General features: G+C 39.9%; 22 protein-coding genes. 9 read left to right on the plus strand and 13 right to left on the minus strand.

The genetic code is table 11. The annotated features are described in order from the left end of the window. The 4 genes from ON15_RS10275 to ON15_RS10290 form a co-directional block, all read left to right on the plus strand. On the plus strand, positions 1 to 1397 hold a 1397-nt coding region (locus ON15_RS10275; RefSeq protein ID WP_010581410.1), incomplete at its 5' end, for an aspartate aminotransferase family protein. 57 nt (positions 1398 to 1454) lie between these two features. Further along, a complete protein-coding gene (locus ON15_RS10280) occupies positions 1455 to 2180 on the plus strand; it encodes an amino acid ABC transporter ATP-binding protein (protein WP_010581411.1) in 726 nt (241 codons plus the stop codon). Between the two features lie 21 nt (positions 2181 to 2201). Then, positions 2202 to 2900 (plus strand): amino acid ABC transporter permease, encoded by a 699-nt coding sequence (locus ON15_RS10285; protein WP_010581412.1) that lies wholly within the window; start codon positions 2202 to 2204, stop codon positions 2898 to 2900. Between the two features lie 31 nt (positions 2901 to 2931). Continuing rightward, a complete protein-coding gene (locus ON15_RS10290; protein ID WP_010581413.1) occupies positions 2932 to 3816 on the plus strand; it encodes a substrate-binding periplasmic protein in 885 nt (294 codons plus the stop codon). A gap of 158 nt (positions 3817 to 3974) precedes the next feature. On the opposite strand, the gene ON15_RS10295 is transcribed toward ON15_RS10290, so the two are convergent. The 7 genes from ON15_RS10295 to rsmG are packed head-to-tail and all read right to left on the minus strand — an operon-like array spanning position 3975 to position 9457. Continuing rightward, a complete protein-coding gene (locus tag ON15_RS10295; RefSeq protein WP_010581414.1) occupies positions 3975 to 4853 on the minus strand; it encodes a DUF1129 domain-containing protein in 879 nt (292 codons plus the stop codon). A gap of 23 nt (positions 4854 to 4876) precedes the next feature. After that, positions 4877 to 5977: a redox-regulated ATPase YchF gene (gene ychF, locus ON15_RS10300; RefSeq protein WP_010581415.1), complete on the minus strand. Its 1101-nt coding sequence runs from the start codon at positions 5975 to 5977 to the stop codon at positions 4877 to 4879. Between the two features lie 26 nt (positions 5978 to 6003). Beyond that, positions 6004 to 6207, minus strand: a complete 204-nt coding sequence (locus ON15_RS10305; protein WP_010581416.1) for a DUF951 domain-containing protein — start codon at positions 6205 to 6207, stop codon at positions 6004 to 6006. A 19-nt stretch (positions 6208 to 6226) separates the two neighbouring features. Then, positions 6227 to 7105: a ParB/RepB/Spo0J family partition protein gene (locus ON15_RS10310; RefSeq protein WP_010581417.1), complete on the minus strand. Its 879-nt coding sequence runs from the start codon at positions 7103 to 7105 to the stop codon at positions 6227 to 6229. Then, positions 7095 to 7862: a ParA family protein gene (locus ON15_RS10315; protein WP_010581418.1), complete on the minus strand. Its 768-nt coding sequence runs from the start codon at positions 7860 to 7862 to the stop codon at positions 7095 to 7097. Before ON15_RS10315 ends, ON15_RS10310 begins: the two co-directional genes overlap by 11 nt. A gap of 9 nt (positions 7863 to 7871) precedes the next feature. Then, positions 7872 to 8717 carry a nucleoid occlusion protein gene (noc, locus tag ON15_RS10320; RefSeq protein WP_026049587.1) on the minus strand — a complete coding sequence of 282 codons (846 nt, stop codon included), beginning with the start codon at positions 8715 to 8717 and terminating at the stop codon, positions 7872 to 7874. Positions 8718 to 8719: 2 nt separating this feature from the next. Then, entirely contained in the window at positions 8720 to 9457 is a 738-nt protein-coding gene (gene rsmG, locus ON15_RS10325; protein WP_010581420.1) for a 16S rRNA (guanine(527)-N(7))-methyltransferase RsmG, read from the minus strand. A gap of 282 nt (positions 9458 to 9739) precedes the next feature. Here rsmG and ON15_RS10330 point away from each other — a divergent pair, with 282 nt between their 5' ends. Beyond that, positions 9740 to 9919 (plus strand): hypothetical protein, encoded by a 180-nt coding sequence (locus ON15_RS10330; protein ID WP_026049588.1) that lies wholly within the window; start codon positions 9740 to 9742, stop codon positions 9917 to 9919. A gap of 168 nt (positions 9920 to 10087) precedes the next feature. Here the strand turns inward: ON15_RS10330 and ON15_RS10335 are convergent, their stop codons facing one another. The 4 genes from ON15_RS10335 to ON15_RS10350 form a co-directional block, all read right to left on the minus strand. Continuing rightward, positions 10088 to 10939 carry an NAD(P)H-binding protein gene (locus ON15_RS10335; protein ID WP_010581421.1) on the minus strand — a complete coding sequence of 284 codons (852 nt, stop codon included), beginning with the start codon at positions 10937 to 10939 and terminating at the stop codon, positions 10088 to 10090. 74 nt (positions 10940 to 11013) lie between these two features. Then, positions 11014 to 12333, minus strand: coding sequence for an MFS transporter (locus ON15_RS10340; RefSeq protein ID WP_010581422.1), 1320 nt, complete (start codon positions 12331 to 12333; stop codon positions 11014 to 11016). Between the two features lie 30 nt (positions 12334 to 12363). Continuing rightward, entirely contained in the window at positions 12364 to 12873 is a 510-nt protein-coding gene (locus ON15_RS10345) for a YagU family protein (RefSeq protein WP_010581423.1), read from the minus strand. A gap of 217 nt (positions 12874 to 13090) precedes the next feature. Next, complete coding sequence (locus tag ON15_RS10350) at positions 13091 to 14203, minus strand: glycosyltransferase (RefSeq protein WP_010581424.1); 1113 nt, start codon at positions 14201 to 14203, stop codon at positions 13091 to 13093. Between the two features lie 347 nt (positions 14204 to 14550). Between ON15_RS10350 and ON15_RS10355 the strand changes: the two genes are divergently transcribed. The 3 genes from ON15_RS10355 to ON15_RS10365 all read left to right on the plus strand — a co-directional run bounded on the left by ON15_RS10355 (position 14551) and on the right by ON15_RS10365 (position 16797). Next, positions 14551 to 15210, plus strand: coding sequence for an HD domain-containing protein (locus tag ON15_RS10355; protein WP_010581425.1), 660 nt, complete (start codon positions 14551 to 14553; stop codon positions 15208 to 15210). Between the two features lie 89 nt (positions 15211 to 15299). Further along, on the plus strand, positions 15300 to 15995 hold the full coding sequence (locus tag ON15_RS10360) for a metal ABC transporter ATP-binding protein (protein ID WP_010581426.1): 696 nt from the start codon (positions 15300 to 15302) through the stop codon (positions 15993 to 15995). Next, entirely contained in the window at positions 15988 to 16797 is an 810-nt protein-coding gene (locus ON15_RS10365) for a metal ABC transporter permease (RefSeq protein ID WP_010581427.1), read from the plus strand. Before ON15_RS10360 ends, ON15_RS10365 begins: the two co-directional genes overlap by 8 nt. A gap of 101 nt (positions 16798 to 16898) precedes the next feature. Here ON15_RS10365 and ON15_RS10370 read toward each other — a convergent pair whose 3' ends face one another. Both ON15_RS10370 and serC read right to left on the minus strand, forming a co-directional pair. Beyond that, entirely contained in the window at positions 16899 to 18077 is a 1179-nt protein-coding gene (locus ON15_RS10370; RefSeq protein ID WP_010581428.1) for a phosphoglycerate dehydrogenase, read from the minus strand. Beyond that, the gene (serC, locus tag ON15_RS10375; RefSeq protein WP_026049589.1) at positions 18077 to 19168 is read right to left on the minus strand and encodes a 3-phosphoserine/phosphohydroxythreonine transaminase; all 1092 of its coding nucleotides are present in this window, start codon (positions 19166 to 19168) and stop codon (positions 18077 to 18079) included. The genes ON15_RS10370 and serC overlap by 1 nt, the downstream gene beginning before the upstream one ends. A 595-nt stretch (positions 19169 to 19763) precedes the next feature. On the opposite strand from serC, the gene ON15_RS10380 reads away from it, so the two are divergent. Further along, complete coding sequence (locus ON15_RS10380; protein ID WP_010581430.1) at positions 19764 to 21056, plus strand: C40 family peptidase; 1293 nt, start codon at positions 19764 to 19766, stop codon at positions 21054 to 21056. The last annotated feature ends 11 nt before the right edge of the window (positions 21057 to 21067 follow it).

Below are 21067 nucleotides of genomic sequence, written 5' to 3' on the forward strand. Positions count from 1 at the left end.
AACGAGGAATAATTATGTTGAGTGAGGAGTTACCACGAATCATTTCTACAAAATTGCCAGGTAAAAAAGCTGCTGAAGTCATTGCCAAAAGAAAACAATATGTCCCCAAGGGTGTTGCTTGCGTTTATCCCGTTGTTATCGATAAAGCTCAAGGAGCAATTATTCAAGATCCAGATGGCAATCGCTTCTTAGACTGGGTCGGCGGTGTTGGTGTTCTCAATGTTGGTCATGCTCATCCCCAAGTTGTTGCCGCCATCAAAAAACAAAGTGAAAAATATTTACATGGGATGTTTAACATTGTCACTCATAGCGGTTATGTCGACTTAGCTGAAAAATTAGCCATGTTAGCACCAGTCAAAAAAGTTGAATCCGGGGCAGCCAAAGTTTTCTTTGCTAATAGCGGAGCTGAAGTTAATGAAAATGCAGTAAAAATTGCTAAAGCTTTCACCAAGCGCTCAAATATAATTGTCTTCTCTGGCGCTTTTCATGGACGAACGTTGTTAACGATGACTATGACTTCTAAAAAAGCTTATGCCAAAGATGTCGGCCCCTTGGCTAATGGAGTGTTTCGGGCTGATTTTCCTTACTATTATCGCTTGCCCAAAGGCATTGCTCAGAAAGATGCACTCGATTACTACCTTACTCGAATCAAAAAAGTCTTTGAAGAATGCGCACCAGCTGATCAAATTGCTGCCATGGTAGTTGAACCAGTTCAAGGTGAAGGTGGCTTTATCCCAGCTCCACTTGAATGGATCAAAGCTGTTCGTAAAATTTGTGACGAAAATGGAATTCTGCTGATTGCTGATGAAGTACAGTCAGGTTTTGGCAGAACTGGCCGACTATTTGCTTCAGAGTATTGGAAAGAAGCAGGATTTGCCCCCGACATTTTAACGACTGCCAAATCAATCGCTGATGGACTGCCTTTAGGAGCAGTTATTGCTTGCAAGGAAATCATGGACAGCGTTCCGATTGGGGTTATCGGTGGAACCTTTGGCGGAAATGCTGTTGCTTGTGCTGCTGGATTGCAGGTCTTAAAAATCATTAAAGAAGAAAATTTAATTGCAAGATTACAAAAAATCGGACAACGGTGTTTAGCAACTTTTAAAGAATGGCAAACAAAGTATCCAATAATCGGTGATGTTCGTGGCTTAGGATCAATGGTGGGAATTGAATTCGTCAAAGATCCACAGACTAAAGCACCCGCTACAGATTTTGTTAAACAGTTAATTCAAGTTTGCGTTCGTAAAGGCCTAATCTTGGAAAATGCTGGTGTATACGGAAATGTCATTCGTTTTTTAGCTCCTTTAGTAACCACTGACGAACAATTAACTGTCGGTTTTTCGATTCTTGAGGAAAGTATCCAAGAACTAAGCAGCAAGACTGCTGTTTTCAATTAATTAAGCTTTTAAATTTCAATGAAGAGGTGACTGTATTTGATTGAGCCTGAAGAAAACATGTTATCAATCACTCAACTTTCAAAATATTATGGTAAAAATCATGTCTTAAAAGATGTTAATCTTTCTCTTAACAAAGGTGAAGTACTCTGCATTATTGGGCCATCCGGTTCAGGAAAAAGTACCTTTCTCCGCTGTATTAATCTCTTAGAACAGCCAACCTCAGGAGCAATTTCCTATCGTGGAAAAAATATCTTAGATAAGTCTTTGAATGTAAGTTCTTACCGCCAACATGTTGGGATGGTTTTCCAAGGATATTACCTATTCCCTTTCAAAAATGTTATTAACAATATCACCATGGCACCCATGACCTTATTAAAAGAAAACCGCGAAGATGCTGAAAAGGAGGCTAGCCAGCTGTTAGAGAAAGTTGGAATGGCTGAAAAGAAACTTGTTTATCCAGCTTCACTTTCTGGTGGTCAAAAGCAACGAGTCGCGATTGCCCGAGCTTTAGCGATGCATCCTGATTTGTTGCTATTTGATGAACCAACCTCGGCTCTCGATCCCGAACTGGTCGGAGAAGTTCTTAAAGTAATGAAAAAATTAGCTGATGAAGGAATGACTATGATTGTTGTTACCCATGAAATGGGATTTGCTAAAGAAGTTGCCAATCGAGTTATTTTCATGGAAGGCGGTTATATCGTTGAAGAAGGCAGCCCAAAAGATATCTTTCAACATCCTCAAAATGATCGCACCAAGGAATTCCTAGCACGTTTTATTAATTAATTTAGAGGAAGAGGTAATTAAATGGACTTAAAATGGAAAGACGCATTCGTAACGCTTGGGCCTTCATTGCTGCAAGGCGTAGTGGTTGTCTTACAGGCAACTTTCTTCGGCTTCATTTTGGCAACCATCATTGGCCTATTGGTTGCCATTTGCCGCTTAAGTAAACATAAGCCTTTACGAGCAATTTTTGTTGTGCTGGTTGAAATTATTAGAGGAACTCCACTGCTTGTTCAATTGTTCTATATTTATTATGTAATTCCAATTTTATTGGACGGTTTATTAAAAGCTTTAGGGAGTGGCAGTGCTAATATTCAGTTTTCTGCTCTGTCAGCTGGGATTGCTGGTTTAGCAATCAATTATGGAGCATATATTTCAGAAGTATTTCGCTCCGCTATTTTAACAATTGATACCGGTCAAAAGGAATCTGGTCTAGCCTTGGGCTTCACAGAACAGCAAGTATTGCGAAAAATTATCATTCCGCAAGCCTTACGGAACAGTATTCCTGTTTTAGGGAACTATTTGGTCATGATGATTAAGGATACTTCATTACTAGCCGTTATTTCGGTTAGCGAACTGTTGTTGCGGACTCAAACTTACGCTTCTCAAACTTTTGAAACAGTTGAGTCTTATACAATGTTAGCTGTCGTTTACTTGATCTTAAGTTTGCCACTATCACATTTGATGAAAATGATCGAAAACAAATTCCATATCGTACGCTAATCGACAGATTCCCAAGGGAGGGGACTTAGATATGAAAAAAAACAAATTTTCTATAGTTTTAAAATTAGCTGCTACCTTATTGATTTCACTGCTCTTTTTGACAGCTTGCTCATCCAGTTCATCAAGTTCCAGCAAAAGTTCCAGCAGCAATTCAATAAATACTTTGGCACAAATTAAGAAAAAAGGTGTCCTGACAGTTGGTTCATCAAATGACGCTCCTTTTGCTTATATTGACCCGCAAACTAAAAAGTTCAGCGGAGTTGATGCTGATATCATCAAAGAAATTGCCAAACGCATGGGAATTAAAAAGGTTGTTATGAAACAGGTTCCTTTTGAAAATTTAATCTTGGAATTAAACAAAGGATCGATTGATATGGTTACTGATGCTATGTACATTCGAAAAGATCGCTTACAAAAAGCTTACTTTACAAATATTTGGTATAAAGAAGGCGAAGCTGTCGTTATACCTAAAAGCAGTTCGATCAAATCATTCAGCGATCTGTCTGGTAAAGTAATTGGTGGTCAAAAAGGAACAGCATTTTTAGATTTGGCTGAAAAATGGAAAAAAGAAGGAAAAGTTAAGGATGTTCAAGTTTATGGCAAGCAAACTGATTTAATGTTGGCTGTTAAAACTGGAAAAATCGCTGCTTGTGTCACCGATGGAATCGTTGCAAATTACACTTTCCAAAAGGATCCATCATTAAACCTGAAAATATTAAAGCCTTATAAACAAGCAGAAACCGGTAAAATTGGAGCCGCTGTTAGCTTTAAGAACAAAGCTTTATTAAATGCCGTTAACAAACAATTAGACGCTATGAAGAAAGATGGCACTTTGAAAAAAATTTTAGCTCAACATAATCTTGGTAATGATTACTATGTCAATGTCAAAGATGGAATCACCAAAAATATTAAATAAGCATTTCATTTCAAAATTTCAAGAGGTTAGGGAGAATCGTTTCCTAACCTCTTTTTTGAAAATTTAAAATCGCCTGTTTTCAATTAAGATTAACAGGCGATTAATATTTTTATTATAGTTCAGTTTCTAAATCTCAGACTTTTTAAACCATTCATAACTTAAAATGGTGTACTACGAATATCGTATTTCTTTTTCAAATAATATCTCAATAAATAAGCTAAAGCTGCAATTACGGCATAAGCGATTGGATTAAGTGCACTATTGACAGCACCTGGAATTGCCGCAACTGCTGTGAAGACCAGCATCCAGACAGCAATTAAGATCACCGACCATAATAACATTTTCCAAAACGGCAACCGAACTTTCTTAGCCTTGCGATCCGCTGCCATTTGATAAAAGAAGGCCATCCCAACTCCAGCTAAGACTGAAGTAACCAATAAAGTTAAGACACCGCCATTTACTTTGATTGCCTTAGGGGAAACTAAGCCCATAATTGCATACATCGCACAAAATAGCACCAGCATCATTAAACCATTGTCGACTGCCATTTTCCAAAAAGTTACTGGTTGTGGTTTTTTCTTAGGGCCGGCGATGATTTCATCAGCCTTATCACTTGGAGTGCCATATAAGCGGTTGGCTGTAATTCCTTTGCCCTGTTTTTCCCGCAGTTCGGCAGCTAAGTCTTGCAAAACTGCTTCCTTTTTGGCTTGATCATAATTTTTTTCGGTCAAAATTTTATTCAAGCGATACAAGTAATTTTCGTTTCGTTTTGTTAAACCCGCATAGATCCCAATTTCCGTTTTTAGTTCCTTTTTAGTTTGCTTTTCTAATAATTCAGCCTGCTGCTGAGCAACTTTTTGATTACGCTCCTTGTTGCTGAGATGTGCCTGTTGTGATTGAGTTTTGGCATCCCCAGCCCCAGTTGCTGAGGCAGCTTGATCTGACTGTTCTGTTTGACTTGTCTGTTGTCGAGCAGCTGTCTGACTTGCTTGTTCTTTTTCAGTCATTGATGCTTTGGTCTCTTTTTCTTCGGCCATTGTTTCACTTTCCCTTCTTTTCATCAGACATTAAATCTAAATTCAATAATATCGCCATCTTGAACCAGATAATCCTTGCCTTCTAATCTTAATTTGCCAGCTTCTCGAACAGCCGCCAGACTGCCATACTTATCCAAGTCAGTAAACGAAACTGTTTCCGCTCGAATGAAGCCTCGTTCAAAATCTGAATGAATAATCCCCGCCACTTGTGGAGCCTTCATCCCTTGATGAAAAGTCCAAGCACGCGTTTCCTTGCCACCGGCAGTAAAGAAGGTTGCCAAGCCTAAAAGCTTGTAAGAAGCTTTGATCAAACGATCCAAACCAGATTCTTCAACTCCTTCAGCTTCAAGAAATTCTTGTTTATCATCATCATCCAGTTGAGCAATCTCTTCTTCCGTTTTGGCACAAACTGCTAACATCCCAGAGCCTTCTGAATCAGCATATTGCTTGATCTGCTGAACATACTTGCATTTTAGCGGATCAGCCATATCAGCTTCAGCAATGTTGGCCACATATAAAACTGGTTTTGAAGTCAGCAAGAACAAGCCCTTGACGATTTTTTGCTCATCTTCAGCAAAATCCAATGAGCGAACTGGTTTGCCAGCTTCCAAAACTGGCTTGATCTTTTTTAAAATTGCAAATTCAGCCATTGCTGCTTTATCCTTGGTTCGAGCAACCTTTTCGACTTTCGCGTAACGTTTATTGATACTGTCCAAATCAGCAACTGTCAACTCCAGGTTGATCGTTTCAATATCATCAAGCGGATCGACTTTGTTGTTGACATGCGTGATATTATCATCATCAAAAGCTCGTACTACATGAACAATCGCATCCACCTGTCGAATATTTTCCAAAAATTTATTGCCCAAGCCTTCACCTTTGCTGGCTCCTTTTACAATGCCAGCAATATCGGTGAACTCAAACGTTGTATGAATAATTTTTTTGGCTGGGATCAACTCATCGATCCTAGCTAGTCGCTGATCCGGCACTTCGACCATTCCTACATTAGGATCGATTGTCGCAAATGGATAATTAGCCATCTCAGCTCCAGCTTTCGTAATTGCGTTAAATAACGTTGATTTGCCAACGTTCGGCAAACCAACGATTCCTGCTGTTAATGCCATGCTTTACTTCACTCTTTCTTTAAGTTTTATTCTTCATCCTTAGGTGCAGCGACCAGAACCTTTTTGACTTTTCGATCAAATTCCCGTCGCGGCATCATTACTAAATGTCCACACCCCGTACATTTGATCTTAATATCCATTCCGACCCGGATAATTTCCCACCGGTTAACGCCACATGGATGCTGCTTCTTCATTTCAACAATATCATGTAAATTATAAGCAACTGCCATTTCTTATTCCCCCACTTTTTTAATCAAGTGAAATTCCTAAAAGATCGATGATTCGGTTAAAATCAGCCGTTGACAGGTAATCAATTTCGATGCGACCACGGCCGGTCTTAGAATTGCCCTTAACTGCCACTTTGGTCCCAAATCGTTCCTGCAAAGCTTGCTCAGTTTGCTGATAGTATTTTTGATAAGGATCCTTTTTGGCTTTTTTGACAGGTGAAACTTCGCCATTGAGCCGGGTGATCAATTGTTCTAACTGCCTGACAGTCAAGTTTTCCCGCACGGTTTTTTTGGCAAGGGCAACTAATTTTGATCGATCCTTTAAAGCTAGCAAAGTACGTGCCTGTCCCATTGAAAGCTCTTGTTCCTGCAGCAGTTTTTTAACTTCCACCGGTAAACCAAGCAACCTGAGATAATTAGCAATATACGGTCGGCTTTTGCCTAAACGCTCCGATACTTGGGCTTGGGTTAATTTCAAATTTTTCATCAGCATTTCATAAGCTTGTGCCTCTTCTAACGGCGTTAAATCTTCCCGCTGTAGATTTTCTAAAACCGCTATTTCCATCATTTGCGGTTCATCTAACTGTCGAATAATTGCGGGAATCGTCTGCTTGCCAGCTAATTTTGAAGCCCGGAAGCGTCGTTCACCAGCAATGATCTCATAACCCTTAATTTTCGACTTGCGGACAATGATTGGCTGAAAAACGCCAGATTTCTTGATCGAATTGGTTAATTCAGCCAAGGCCGCTTCGTTAAAGTCTTTTCGTGGTTGATAAGGATTCGGCCGAATATCGCTTAATTTCAAATCAGTAATCACTTCTTCATCTTGACTGACTTGCTCCAAGTCCTGGAACAACGCGTCCAAACCGCGTCCTAGGCCTTTACTGTTCTTATTTGCCATAATGTGCCAGCACCTCCTTAGCTAACGCTTGATATTCTTGGGCACCTTTTGAAGTCGGATCATAATCAACGATTGGCTGACCATAGCTTGGTGCTTCTGACAAACGGACGTTGCGCGGAATGATTGTCTGATAGACCTTTTTGCCGAAAAATTTTTGAACTTCCTTCACGACTTGAATCCCTAATTTGGTACGAGCATCAAGCATGGTCATCAAAACCCCTTCAATCTCTAAAGCTGGATTGAAATGTTTTTGAACTAGCCGAATTGTATTTAACAGCTGACCCAAGCCTTCTAGAGCATAATATTCACTTTGCACCGGGATCAGAATCGAATCACTGGCACAAAAAGCATTAATCGTCAACAGGCCTAATGAAGGCGGGCAATCAATCAAAATAAAATTATATTGATCTTTAATTTGTTTAACTGCCTCTTGGAGTCGCGATTCACGTGCTAACTGCGAGGTCAATTCGATCTCAGCACCTGAAAGCTGAATCGTTGCGGGGACAATGTCAAAGTTGGGATGAGCCGTCTTAATGACCGTCTTTGCAAGCGGATATTCATTGACTAGAACGTCATAAATATCTTTGTCGATCTCCGTTTTATGGATTCCTAAACCACTGGTGGCATTTCCCTGAGCATCAGAGTCGATCAGCAGCACTTTTTGCCCAAGGTCAGCTAAACAAGCTCCCAAGTTGATGCTAGTCGTTGTTTTGCCAACTCCGCCTTTTTGATTGGCCAATGCAATTACTTTTCCCATGAGTGCCTCCTAGTTTTGCTTCTTATTTTCAAGCGGCAGATCAATAATGATCCGATGATAATTTGGTCCTTCTTCTTCCTTAGTAGTTAAAACAATTCCGCTATCACTGATCATTTTGAGCGATTTTTTGATCGTATTAATTGCTACTCGCATATCCTGCGTTTTGCCTTTTGATTTTTTAGCAAATGTCGGTTTTTGCTTAATTGATCGAGCATTCAATGCATCATTAACTAACTTTTCAGTCTCTTTGACGGTTAATTGTTTTGCAATAACTTGGTGGATAATCTTCTCTTGCAGCTGTGGAGCTAAACCAACCACGCTGCGGCCATGACGTTCTGTAACCTGGCGTTTTAAAATAGCTTGTTGCACAACTGGCGTCAGTTTCAGTAACCGTAATTTATTAGCAATGAATGATTGGCTCTTCCCTAAGTTTTCAGCTAACTGTCCCTGAGTCAGTTGATTCAATTCCATTAAGCGCCGATACGCCTGTGCTTCTTCGATCGCTGTCAGTTCTTCACGTTGCAAATTTTCAATTACCGCAAACGAAGCAGCCTCTTTATCCGACATTTTTTTGATGATAGCTGGAACTTGCTGCCATCCCAGTTCCAACGCGGCTCGAAAACGCCGTTCACCAGCAATGATTTCATATTTATTTTCAACAGTTTGCCTTAAAATGATTGGCTGCAGCATTCCATGTTCTTTCAGCGTCTCAGCTAACTCAGTAATTTTTTGCTGATCAAATGTTTTCCTCGGCTGAAAACGATTGGGTTTGATCTTTTCAAGTGCGATCTGTTGGATCTGATCGTCTGTGACTGCAGAATTCCCCTGTTTATTTTTCCAAAATGAAAATGCCACCTTCATACCCCCTTTTTGCCCAAAGGTTTCTTATTCAAAAGTCCCGGCTTGCGGGGATACTTTGCTGGCGTTGCTTTGACCTTATCAATGACAATCACATGCCTGACCCCGCCGTTTTCCGGTAAAGCAATCTGCTGATCAGCAGCCACCTTGCCACCCAGTATCTGAATCGCCGATTGGGCGTCCGCTAATTCCTGCGGGGCCTTTTGAGCCTTCATCGCAGCAAATTTTCCGTTCACTTTAACCAATGGCAGACACAACTCACTCAAAACATTCAGCCGTGCGACTGCCCGCGCTGTAACCAAATCAAAACGTTGCCGATAAGGACTTTTAGGACTACCAAATTCCTCTGCTCGCGCATGTCGTAATTCAACCTGCTGCAAGTCGAGCTGAGTAATTAACGTCTGCAAAAAATTAATTCGCTTATTCAGTGAATCAACAATTGTAATCTGCAATTGCGGAAAAGCAATTTTCAACGGGATCGATGGAAAACCCGCCCCAGCTCCAACATCACAAACGGTCCATGGCTGAACCTGCAATTGCGGTATGGCCAAAGCCAAAACCAACGAATCATAAAAATGCTTTAAATAGACCTCTTCCTCAGCTGTGATCGCTGTTAAATTAACTCGCCGATTAGTAGCTACCAGCAACTGATAGTAACGAGTAAACTGGTCTAACTGTTGTGCAGTTAATTGAATGCCCTGAGCGGCTAAACTAGCTTGAAATTCCGCTGGTTTCATTATTTATTCCTCGATTTCTAACGAATGCATTTGTGAAACAAGTTTGTTTCACACACTATTCATAGTTTAAAATATTTAGCTCATAAATACAAGTTTGCTTCATTATAAATTCAGTAAGTTTCAACTTTATTTTACTAGTTTTTTTGAATTTGAAAACTCAAGTTTAATAAATAAATCAGCTTTTTTCTTAGTAAATCAAAAAAATCTTTTTATCAATTAGTTTCAATTGATGTTCTTTCAAGTAAGCGCTATCATATAAGTAGAGCGAAGGAGGTAAGAATTATGATGATGAACAAAAACATTCGAGTAATTGTTGCATTAGTGATTGTTGCGTTTGTTTTATCCGTACATTATATTGTGGCTCCCTCAGCATACGATATTTATTTTGATTATGGTGCTGTAATCTTAGCATTGATGATCATGCCAAGACCAAAATTGGCGTTCTGGCGTGGAAAAAAATAGTTGCCAGCAAACCCCAAAATTCATCTAAAATTAAATCGTCGGCGAAGTAAAATTAAAAGTTAACTTCGCCGACGATTTTTATTGCTGATTGAAATTTTTAACTTCAATCTAAAAAAGCCTTAGCCTTTTCAGCTAAAGCCACTATTTTTTATTATTTGTGTTAATTCGTTATTTAAAAACTTTGGCAATACTCTCAGTTAAAGTTGGCAATGGAGTTGCTAAAACTTTTTCCAAATCTTCGCTCGGATGGGCCAACTCACCTGCTCTGATCAAGTCTTGAATCATTAAAATCACCTCAGCTGCCGCCTGGAATCCTTGCTCTTGCAAGATTTGATGATACTCATCCTTGGAAACTGCATGTGTATCAGCTTTAACTCCGCCAACCTCAGCTGCTGCCTTAGCCAATTCACCGAAAGTATGCATTGGACCAGCAAACTCATAGATCTTTTTGGGTTTAGCTGCCACTAAGACTTTTGCAGCTGCCTGCGCATAAATTGCCTCTGGCGCCCAGCCAACTTGACGATCACCGGTGGCATAATAAACTGGCTGGCCAGCCAATGCCGTTTTGATAAAATCAGCCTGATTTTCCAAATACCAATTATTCCGCAAAAAGGCGGTTGTTAAGCCACTTTCAGCCAAAGCCTTTTCGGTTACCCGATGATCAGCTGAGAGCAAACTAGTAGCCTGATCAGCGTGGGGAAAACTTGTATAAGCTACAAAGTTTACGCCGGCTTTTTTCGCCGCAGCCACGACATTTAAATGCTGCTGAACCCGCGGGTAATCACCACCTGGCAAAGAGGAAATGAATAATAACCGTTCGATACCGGCCAAAGCTGCTTCTAATTGGGCAGGTTGAGTGTAATCGCCCTGACGGATCTCAACTTGGGCCGGCAAAATTTTCTGAGCTTTTTGTGGATTACGGACAACGGCAACTACTTGACTTGGATCGACTAATTTTAACAAAGTTCTAACAGCGGTCTGGCCGAATTTCCCAGTTGCCGCAGTTACTGCATATTTCATAAAAAAATCCTCCTTTGAGCATTCCTGTGATTATTAAAGTAACACTTAAAGAGGAAACTGTCAAAAATTATGCCTTATTTGGCGATTGCTCGTACCATCCGTTGATCATCATAAAAATGCAAAACCACAAACATGATGAGATAAATCACTAACGGCAGCCAAACATAATTGAGGTTGATCATCTGCAATGTAGCCGCATTTTGAACTTGGTTTGGAGCGTAACCGGAAAGTTCAAACAAGCCGGCTGTGATCAAGCCGCCTAAACCTAAACCCATGTTAACTCCAAAATCATCAGTCGAGGCTAAAATACCTTCTGCTTGAATTCCCATCGAAGTTCCATAGCGGATCGTATCAGCAATCATAATTGAAACTAACCCAACGACGATTCCATTGCCAATTGAATTAATTGTAACGCCTAAAAATAAAACCGGCAGCCATTGAGTATAAACCCCAGCTAATAAAACTAATTGACCTGCTAATTCGACGATGATCCCCAGCTGCATGGTTTTCTTTTTACTTAAAATTCGCGTCAAAACCATAATCAGTAAAACACCGATCAACGAAGTTAACGTAAAACTATTAGCCCAGGGAACTAAATCGGCATTATGCAAAACATATTTAAAATAATAAACTGTCGTTTGATTTTTGATAGCTGTTACCAGCCAAAATAAAAAGATTACGATTGAAATAATGATCCAAGGCTGATTTTTCCGCAGCATTTTGATGACCAACGCCAAAGGCTGATGGGCAATTTCCCGATTAGTAAAACGTTCCCTGACATGTAAAAAAGTATTCCAAATCAAAATCAATGAAATTACGCTAAAAACTACAATTGTCCAAAAGAATCCTTGCTGTTGGTCACCCTTACCGAAAAATTTGACTAACGGTAAGGTAAAAACAGCCACGATGATCTGAACCGAACTGCCGCAAAATTGACGAATTACCCCTAATAAAGTCAGTTCACGAGGATTTTGTGACATGGTCGGCAGAATCGACGTGATTGGTGAGTTGACTGCAGTATACAAAAATCCCAGTCCCAGATAAGTTACGTAGGCCCAAATCAGCTTCCCCGTAGAAGAAAAGTTTGGCGTGACAAAAGTCAAGACAGCCATAACCGCATACGGCAACGCGTACCAGAGAAAAAAGGGTCGGCTTTTTCCATACTTAGAATGGGTATGGTCAATCATGTAACCAATAATCAGACTTTCAACCACATCAGCAATTCGGGCCACGACAAATAACACCGCAACCGCTCCGGCACTTAAGCCATAGACATCGGTATAAAAAAACATCAAATAAGTCGTCATCATCTGAAAAACTAGATTATCCGCCGCATCACTCAAGCCATAACTGATTCGTTCTGGCCAACGGGTTTGCCATGGTGGTTCCTTCATCCCTGATTTCCTTCTTTCTCCAAATCAGATTTATTTTTTTACTTTAGTTTGAGCTTCAGCCATTAACTCATTAGCAACAATATGAGTCACCCACATCCAAGAAACATGGCCGAATAATTCTGACAAATGTTCTTCAGCTGGCTGATCCTTAGCGCTAGGAACCGTCCCTAGCATTGGTAAAGCCCCCAAATGTGCAGCCGCCCAAACTCCAGCTCCAAAAAAGGTTCCTTGTCCCAGCTTAATGATCGGCAAATAATGGCCGGCTACCGTATACAGTACTCCGAAGCTAGAAGAAAAACCAAAATGCATTAAAAAGCTGACCCACGGTAGTTGGTGCCCAGAATAAGTATAAGTTGAGTGGGTAATTTTTTCTGGTACGCCTAACTGCTGCAAAAACTTCTGCGGCGGATTAGTGGCATCTCGTTCAGCAGTCCGCGGCGGAAATAAAGCTTCCCATCCCAGCTTGACAAAACCTGACACGATTCCTGCAACTCCGCCGGCAATTACCGCCGTCTTTAAATCAAAATTTCTTTTAGCCATTTTAAGATCTCTCCCGACTTAATTAAATTAGCTTTATTTTACACGTTTTAAAATTTACTTACCAATCATAAGTTTTTAAAATGCCAATTAATTTTAATTATTTTTAATAAAATGACAAAAAAAAGAGGCTTACATTTTTTATGTGCCTCTTAAAGTCGCAAAAGATTTATTTGGAGCTTTTTAGTTTTCACTTTTTCTCTCCCAAGTCATAAAAAAATTAGACTAATTCCTGAACTGACTGATTTGCTTGACTAAGTACTTGAATCCACTGCTTAGCAATCGTTTCTGGAGCAAAATGACTAATTCGTTCTAATGAGCGCTCAGCATAGTAGCGGCGTAAGAAGCGACTATGCATAAAGCGACGTAACACACTAACAAAATCTGCAACATCCTGTGGCTTGGTTACGACACCATAACTATTATCTTGCAAATACTCCAGCGAACCAGTATTTTCCATTGCCACTACCGGTAAACCAAACGCCATCGCTTCTCCCATCACTAATGGCATTCCTTCCCAACGTGAGGTTGAAACAAAAATCGATGCACTTTCGTAATGGTCTTGCAACTGCTGATCTTTCAAAGCTCCGCGATAAATTATCTTATCCGCCACTGCAAATTTTGCAATTAACTTGCTGAAGCACTCCATATCTTCAGAAACTCCTTCACCAGCAATCGCAATTTTCCAATCAGTTGGCAGATACTGTGCCGCTTCCAATAAAAAGTCGATTCCTTTATGCTGAATTGCGATTCGACCAGTAAAGGCAATCACGTGGCTATTCAAATCTGCTCGATGCTGTGGTTTGAGCGTTAGAGGATTATAAATTTTGACCGTGTTAGAATTCAGTTTGCGATAATTCTGCCAATCGGAGTCTGTCAAAGCGATGACCGTATCAGCTGCTCGCAAACCTTGCTTGAACTCATCCTGCATCGAAACATAATATTGATTTAAATATGTTTGATAGTTATTATGCATCCAAGCAATCAATTTAACCTTAGGCAGGCGTTTTTTGATCAATGGAGCAAAACTACTTAACAAGCCAGCAGTTAAGATTACTGTATCAAAATCACTCTGTTCCAGATAAGTAATCAAGTCTTCAATCTGATCAGCATAATGAACATAGGGATCAGCACCATGAAAGTTCAAAACATTACCAGCCGCTGGTCGAGCCGCAACTGTTAAAGGTGCTTTCAGCGTATAATATGGATCCACATCTTCTAAAGAGTAAAACGAAACATCAACTTGCTGATCATGCAACGTATTTCCTAAAACTGTTGCGGCTCGTTTAGTTCCATCCATTACAACATTTTCTAGAACAATCAATAACTTCATTTGTTCGCGGTCTTAAACCGCTCCCTCCTTTCAGTGACAATAGTTCTAAACAACGGTAGAAAAAAAGCATCAAGCTCCGATTTTAATCTGCAGTCTTTGCTAGATGCGTCTTTGTCTACATTAATATTATCATAACAATTAGTTTTTTCAAAATTAAATGCATTATCATACATCAGAAGGATTTTGTTTGTTGCTAGTTTGCGCTATAAATTAGTATTTTAGCTTAAGAAAAATTTAACATCTGGTATTAATAAGCATAAGATGAATAAAAATTCATTAAGTTTTGAGCTTTTACTTTTAAACGTTATTTTTGGTAAACTAAAATTATCGAAAGGAAGTTTTTCAAAGTGAATAATTCTCAAATTTTAAATCAAGTCCGGCTCTTTGCCCAGCAAAAAATGCAATCTGATCAAACTGGTCATGGTTTTGACCATATTTTAAGAGTTGTCAAAAATGCCAGCTACATTCTCGAACATGAAAATCAACCAGCTGATCCTACCATTACTTTAGCTGCAGCCTATCTGCACGACATCGCTGACGACAAATTAGTGGCTGATCCGCAGCAAAGTGAACAGCAGCTGCAGCAATTCTTAACCAAAATTGGTTTTTCTGCTGAACAAGGTGAACAAATCTTACTGATCACTCATAACATATCTTTTAGTAAAAGTTTAGAAAAGTCGCTTTCTTTGCCATTCAGCGGTCAAATCGTGCAAGATGCCGATCGTTTAGATGCCATCGGCGCAATTGGTATTGTTCGAGCGGTCTATTATGGCGGTGCTCATCAAGAAACAATCTATGATCCAATGATTGCTCCCCGGCGTGAATTTTCGAAAGCAGCATATCGTGACTTGACTCAAGAAACCATCATTAATCATTTTCACGAAAAGCTGCTGAAATTAGCAAAGATGATGAATACCGCTACCGCCAAGCGACTAGCCCGCCACCGTCAACAATTTATGCTGGATTTTTTGGCTGAATTCCAGGCTGAATGGCAGGGTAGAAAATAAAATTTAATGATAATTATTACACTTTACAAGGCTGCCTGGTTTGTTATAATAAATAGTAATTATTACTTTTTAGATGAGAGGAAGTTATTATGTCAGATCAACCATTGATTCAAGTTGAACATTTGGCAATGGCTTTTGGAACCAGAAAATTATTCACCGATTTGAGTTTCACCTTGAAGCAAGGTGACTTTTTCTGTCTTTTGGGAGCTAATGGTACTGGTAAAACGACCATAATCAAGTTATTGCTGCAGCAATTACATCCCACTGCCGGCACAATCAGTTTTAATGAACGATTGAAATCTGCTGCCGACATTGGTTACGTCCCGCAGTTTCGCAATTTGAGCGGTGACTATCCATTATCAATCAAAAATTTTATTAGTCTCAAACTATGCAATTCATTTACCCCTTGGCTCAGCCAACGCGAAAAACAAGCAGTTACTAAAGCTTTGCAACAAACTGGTTTAACTGCCAAACAAAATCAGCGGTTGGGAACTTCCTCTGGCGGCGAAAAGCAACGGGCATATTTGGCGCAAGCTATTTTGAACCAACCACAATTACTGATCCTCGATGAGCCCACTGCCAGTTTGGACCAAGATGCCAAATATGAAGTCTTAGAAACGGTTCAGCATTTGAACCAAGTCAGTGGGATGACGATTATCTTTATTTCCCATGATTGGCCGCTCGTTAAAAAATTCGGCCAGCATTTTCTGGAATTGCGCGCTGGTTCTTACATCAGCGGTTCAACCACCGAGCTGCAGCTGAAAAAGGAGGATGAAAATGTTTAACTTTGCTTTTATGCGCTATGCATTTGCTGCTGGGACTGCGGTTGCCATTTTGTGTGGCGTAATCGGTGTTTTTGTCGTTGCTCGCCGGTTGCCTTTTATGACACACACTCTGTCCGAAATCGGTTTTTCAGGTGCGGCTTTTGGAGCTTGGATCGGTTGGACACCACTGCAAGGGATGATGGTCTTTACTGTTTTAAGTGCTTTAGCCGCGGACCAACTGGGGATCAGTGAGCAAAGCAGCAATCATGCCAGCGATTCTGTCATCAGTGCCGTTTCTGCCTTTTTCATGGGCTTAGGCGTTTTGTTCTTGTCGCTTTCCAGTCAAAACGCTTCTTATGCAACCAGTATTTTATTTGGCAGCATCGTCGGCATTACCCAGCAAAATGTCTGGCAAATCTTAACGATCGCGATCATCGTCCTTGGCATTTTAGCATTGATCTATCGCAAATTAAAATTTGATTCCTTTGACAGTACCGGCGCAGAAACTGAGCATGTTTCCCGGCACTGGATGACTTTGACTTTTTTGATTATGGTCGCACTCAGCGTGAGTGTCGCTGCTCAAATCGTGGGGGCATTGTTGATTTTTGTCTTATTAACTTTGCCGAGCTCTGCCGCTCAACCTTTTTGCCGTTCAGTTGGTGGACTAATTGGCCTCAGCATCGTCTTGGCATTAATTGGCACTTGGGGCGGCTTGTATCTGGGTTATTTGACCAACTGGCCAGTTACCTTCTTTATCGCAACCATCGAAACTGTTTTTTATCTGCTTTCGCTAGCTTATCGTAAACTAAACGAATCAGCCTAAGTCAATAATATTAATTTATCTTCAAAAAACAGCGGTCAAGATTTTAAAAATCTTGACCGCTATATTTATCTGCCCCTGCCAAGGAACTTAATTATATCAATTTAGAATTCATTTTTCAAAACCCGGACCCGAATGACTTCTGGGATCTCCAACAATTCTTTCTGCAAAGTTTCTAATTGCTCAGCCGGTTGCTGGCCAATATCAATCACCGTATAGGCGAACTGTCCGCGACTTTTATTGATCATATTATCAATGTTGATATCATCATTAGCTAAAATTGTCGTGATTCGACCAACCATATTCGGAACATTTTGATGAATCATAGTCATCCGCACCGGAGACTCAAATGGCATTTCAACCGTCGGGAAGTTGACCGAATTGACAATATTACCAGTCTCCAAATATTTACGCAAAGTTTGTGCAGCCATGACAGCGCCATTAGTTTCTGCTTCTTGGGTCGTCCCACCAATATGCGGCGTAATCATGATTTTCGGGTGACCCACAATTTTGTTTGAACTAAAATCTGTTACATACTTGCGCAAATGTTTTTGATTCAACGCAACTACCACGTCGTCTTCATTAACAATCCCCCACCGTGAATAGTTGAAAAGAATCGCTTGATCTTTCATCAAAGCTAATTCTTTAGCCGTGATCAAATCCCGATTTTTGTCGGTATACGGAATATGAATTGTTACAAAATCACACTTTGGCAATAACTGCGCCAATTTTTCGGCGCGGGGAAGCTGATTAGAAACTTTCCAAGCATGTTCCACACTAATATAAGGATCGTAACCAATCACTCTCATTCCCAGATTGGCAGCTGCTTGAGCAACCCGTGAGCCAACATTGCCTAAACCGATCACCCCGAGCGTTTTCCCTTGGATCTCAGTCCCAGCAAAGTGATTTTTGCCTTTTTCAGTTTGTAAGCTAACATCCGCACCAACCACTTTTTTGGCCCAAGCGGCTGCCGGAACAACCGGACGAACGGCCAAAACCAGCAAAGCAATAATCAATTCTTTAACAGCATTGGCATTTGAGCCTGGCGTGTTAAAAACGACCGTGCCATTGTTTGCCGCTTCAATCAAAGGAATATTATTGACACCCGCTCCAGCTCGAGCAATCGCTAAAACATTAGTGCCAAAATGCGTTTTATGCATATCTTGACTGCGAATTAATAAAGCAGTTGGTTTTTGGCTTTGATTAACTGTATACTTCTCCGTTGGGAAAACATCCAAGCCTTGCTGAGCAATTACATTATAAGTTTTAATATCCATTTTCATTAGTTCCGTCCCCCATGTTGTCTTTCAAATTCCTGCATAAATTCAACCAGGCGCTTTACGCCAGCTAATGGCATAGCGTTATACAAGCTCGCCCGCATACCGCCCACTGAACGATGACCTTTCAAATTTAATAATCCGACTGCTTGTGCTTCAGCAACAAATAGCTGATTGAGTTGTGCCGAGCCGGTTACAAACGGAATATTGGTCAAGGAACGATCCTCAACGGCAACTGGAGATTTAAATAACTTTGAATTTTCAATTTCAGCATACAGCAGCTGAGCTTTTTGTTCATTCTTTTCTTGCATCGCTGCCACGCCACCTTGAGCTAGCAGCCATTTGAAAACTAAACCAGCAACATAAATTGCAAAAACAGGCGGCGTATTTAAAGCGGAGTGCTTTTGGACCTGTTTGGGATAACTCAACATTGCCGGCAATTCAGGTGCATTCTGCAACAATTCATGCTTCAAGATCACAACTGTCAAACCAGCTGGTCCAATATTTTTTTGTGCCCCAGCATAAATCAAGTCAAAATCAGTCACTTGATAATTGTAGCCTAAAATAATTGAAGACAAATCACCAACCAGCGGAAATTTTTTCAATTCGGCTGGAATTTGATGATACATAGTTCCCTCAATTGTATTATTAACAGTTAAATGCAAATAATCAAATTGTCCAGTAATTGGTTCGATTTTTGGCAATTGCGTGTACTTTTGATTTTTGCTTGAAGCAATTACAACCGCCTTGGTTCCCTTGACCAAAGCTGTTTCCTCCATTGCTCGTTGCGCCCAATGACCAGAATCAATGAAGCCGACCCTTTTGGTTTTAACAGCTAAATTCATCGCGGTCATTGCAAATTGTAAGGTACCCCCGCCTTGCAAAAATAAGACATCATAATTATCAGGAATTTGCATCAATTTTCTCAGATCTGTTTCAGCTGTTTCCTGGAGATCAGTAAAAAGTGAGGAGCGATGACTGATCTCCATGATGCTCATTCCACTACGACGATACGACGGCAGTTCTTCTTGAACTGTTCTGACAACTTCAGCTGGCAAAACCGCTGGACCAGCTGAAAAATTATAGACACGCTGCAAGCTTCCCACTTCTTTCTTAATTTTTTTAGTTTTGTTTCTGATTAAAAGTAAGCTAAGCAAAAATTAATCGAAAACTCACCAATGTTCCGAATGTAGCTCATTATTTTAACAATGTCAAGGCGCTTTCATTACTAATAATCATTCCGCATCTTAGAGGCAAACAATCACATTAAAAATTTGCTCAATTTTCTACACCGCATCATCAGTTCATGGTAATGTATCTGCAATTTTTAAAATTCTGAAAAGCCATTTCATTAGGATTTCTGATTAAAATAAATTGAAATATTCAAGGTTTCAATTTTACTTTTTTGTAAACAAATTGTAATATCAAACGCCTTAAAGTTTTTGATGTTTGATTTAAGCGCCTATTGGCTTTAATATCTGGCTTCTAAATTACAATTTTTAAAAATCAACTTAATCCTCGAAAAAAATTTTGATTAAAAATGGCTTAGCACTAGCACTAGTCGCCAAATGTTACAAACTAAAGATTTTTGTAATATTTTTTCTACTCTTCTGCAACATTATTAAGGTAGAATATAGTCAATTAGTTTTATAAAGTAGTTAATAAATTTTTTACAAGGTAGGAGTGAATTTTTTGAAACAATCAGCAAAAACAATTATCGCAGGTACTGTGGGTGCCGCTGGGCTCTTCCTCGCTTCTACAGCAAATGCTAATGCAGCAACTACTGTAAAAGTTGCGAAGAATGATACTGTTTGGGGACTTGCCCAAAAGTATAACGTATCAATTAAATCGATTGAAACTTTAAATAATATTAATCAGAATACTCATTTAATCGTAACTAATCAAAGCGTAAAGATTCCTGACAGTTCTAATTCAGCTAAAACTACTGATAGCAAAACTACCAGTTCTGTTACTGTTAAGTCAGGTGATACTCTTTGGGATTTGGCAAAGCAGTATAATACAAGTGTTGAAAATTTGCTGTCATTAAATAGTTTAAGCAGTGATTTGATCAAACCTGGTCAAGTTTTGAAAGTTAATGGTACTGCTGCAACAACCGATCAAGATACTGATACTCAGCAGACAACGACTACTACGACACCAAGTGTAACTGTTTCAGCAAATCATGTTACATATACAGTTAAATCTGGCGATTCACTTTACTCAATCGCTCAGGCTTATGGTGTATCAGTTGATTCATTGAGAAGTTCAAATAGTTTGGGCAGTGTTCTTACTGTTGGTCAAACTTTGACAATTAATGATCCAACTAAAACACCTACTACGACAACGACTACAAGTACAAGCTCGACAACAACTGCTAATGCTGCAAGTTCTTCGACAACAGCTACTCAAGCAGCAGCTTCAAGCAGTTCTGCAACAAGCTCATCTGCAACAACAACCCAAGCTAGTTCAACTACTGCTGCAAGTTCTTCAGCAGCAACGCAGGCTAGCTCAACTACTGCTACAAGTTCTTCAGCAGCAACAACCCAAGCTAGTTCAACTACTGCTGCAAGTTCTTCGACTTCGCAAACTAGTTCTAATAGTAGCACCAGTACAACAACATCAAGTACATCAGTTTCAGCGTCTTCCGTCATTAGTTATGCTGAACAATTTATTGGTGTTCCTTATGTTTATGGTGGTACTACGCCAAACGGCTTTGATTGTTCTGGATTTGTTCAATATGTTTATGCTCACTTTGGTGTCAGCTTGCCAAGGACATCTGAGGCTCAATCAACTATTGGTTCGGCTGTTTCGGTTTCGTCTGCAGAACCTGGCGATTTGATTTTCTGGGGCGGTGTTGGATCAGCATACCATGTTGGAATTTATCTTGGTGGTACTAGTTACATTGCAGCTCCAAAGACTGGAGAATCCGTTAGTGTTAAGAGTTTCCAATATTGGCAACCAAGTTTTGCAATTCATATGAATTAATTAATTGTTAA

Source organism: Liquorilactobacillus vini DSM 20605 (genome assembly GCF_000255495.1).
Classification (GTDB): Bacteria; Bacillota; Bacilli; order Lactobacillales; family Lactobacillaceae; genus Liquorilactobacillus; species Liquorilactobacillus vini.

What these genes read in the sequence shown, in the direction of transcription:
- ON15_RS10280 (WP_010581411.1), top strand. Translation starts at nt 1,455, where the DNA reads ATGTTATCAATCACTCAACTTTCAAAATATTATGGTAAAAATCATGTC.
- ON15_RS10285 (WP_010581412.1), top strand. Translation starts at nt 2,202, where the DNA reads ATGGACTTAAAATGGAAAGACGCATTCGTAACGCTTGGGCCTTCATTG.
- ON15_RS10290 (WP_010581413.1), top strand. Translation starts at nt 2,932, where the DNA reads ATGAAAAAAAACAAATTTTCTATAGTTTTAAAATTAGCTGCTACCTTA.
- ON15_RS10295 (WP_010581414.1), bottom strand. Translation starts at nt 4,853, where the DNA reads ATGGCCGAAGAAAAAGAGACCAAAGCATCAATGACTGAAAAAGAACAA.
- ychF (WP_010581415.1), bottom strand. Translation starts at nt 5,977, where the DNA reads ATGGCATTAACAGCAGGAATCGTTGGTTTGCCGAACGTTGGCAAATCA.
- ON15_RS10305 (WP_010581416.1), bottom strand. Translation starts at nt 6,207, where the DNA reads ATGGCAGTTGCTTATAATTTACATGATATTGTTGAAATGAAGAAGCAG.
- ON15_RS10310 (WP_010581417.1), bottom strand. Translation starts at nt 7,105, where the DNA reads ATGGCAAATAAGAACAGTAAAGGCCTAGGACGCGGTTTGGACGCGTTG.
- ON15_RS10315 (WP_010581418.1), bottom strand. Translation starts at nt 7,862, where the DNA reads ATGGGAAAAGTAATTGCATTGGCCAATCAAAAAGGCGGAGTTGGCAAA.
- rsmG (WP_010581420.1), bottom strand. Translation starts at nt 9,457, where the DNA reads ATGAAACCAGCGGAATTTCAAGCTAGTTTAGCCGCTCAGGGCATTCAA.
- ON15_RS10330 (WP_026049588.1), top strand. Translation starts at nt 9,740, where the DNA reads ATGATGATGAACAAAAACATTCGAGTAATTGTTGCATTAGTGATTGTT.
- ON15_RS10335 (WP_010581421.1), bottom strand. Translation starts at nt 10,939, where the DNA reads ATGAAATATGCAGTAACTGCGGCAACTGGGAAATTCGGCCAGACCGCT.
- ON15_RS10340 (WP_010581422.1), bottom strand. Translation starts at nt 12,333, where the DNA reads ATGAAGGAACCACCATGGCAAACCCGTTGGCCAGAACGAATCAGTTAT.
- ON15_RS10345 (WP_010581423.1), bottom strand. Translation starts at nt 12,873, where the DNA reads ATGGCTAAAAGAAATTTTGATTTAAAGACGGCGGTAATTGCCGGCGGA.
- ON15_RS10350 (WP_010581424.1), bottom strand. Translation starts at nt 14,203, where the DNA reads ATGAAGTTATTGATTGTTCTAGAAAATGTTGTAATGGATGGAACTAAA.
- ON15_RS10360 (WP_010581426.1), top strand. Translation starts at nt 15,300, where the DNA reads ATGTCAGATCAACCATTGATTCAAGTTGAACATTTGGCAATGGCTTTT.
- ON15_RS10365 (WP_010581427.1), top strand. Translation starts at nt 15,988, where the DNA reads ATGTTTAACTTTGCTTTTATGCGCTATGCATTTGCTGCTGGGACTGCG.
- ON15_RS10370 (WP_010581428.1), bottom strand. Translation starts at nt 18,077, where the DNA reads ATGAAAATGGATATTAAAACTTATAATGTAATTGCTCAGCAAGGCTTG.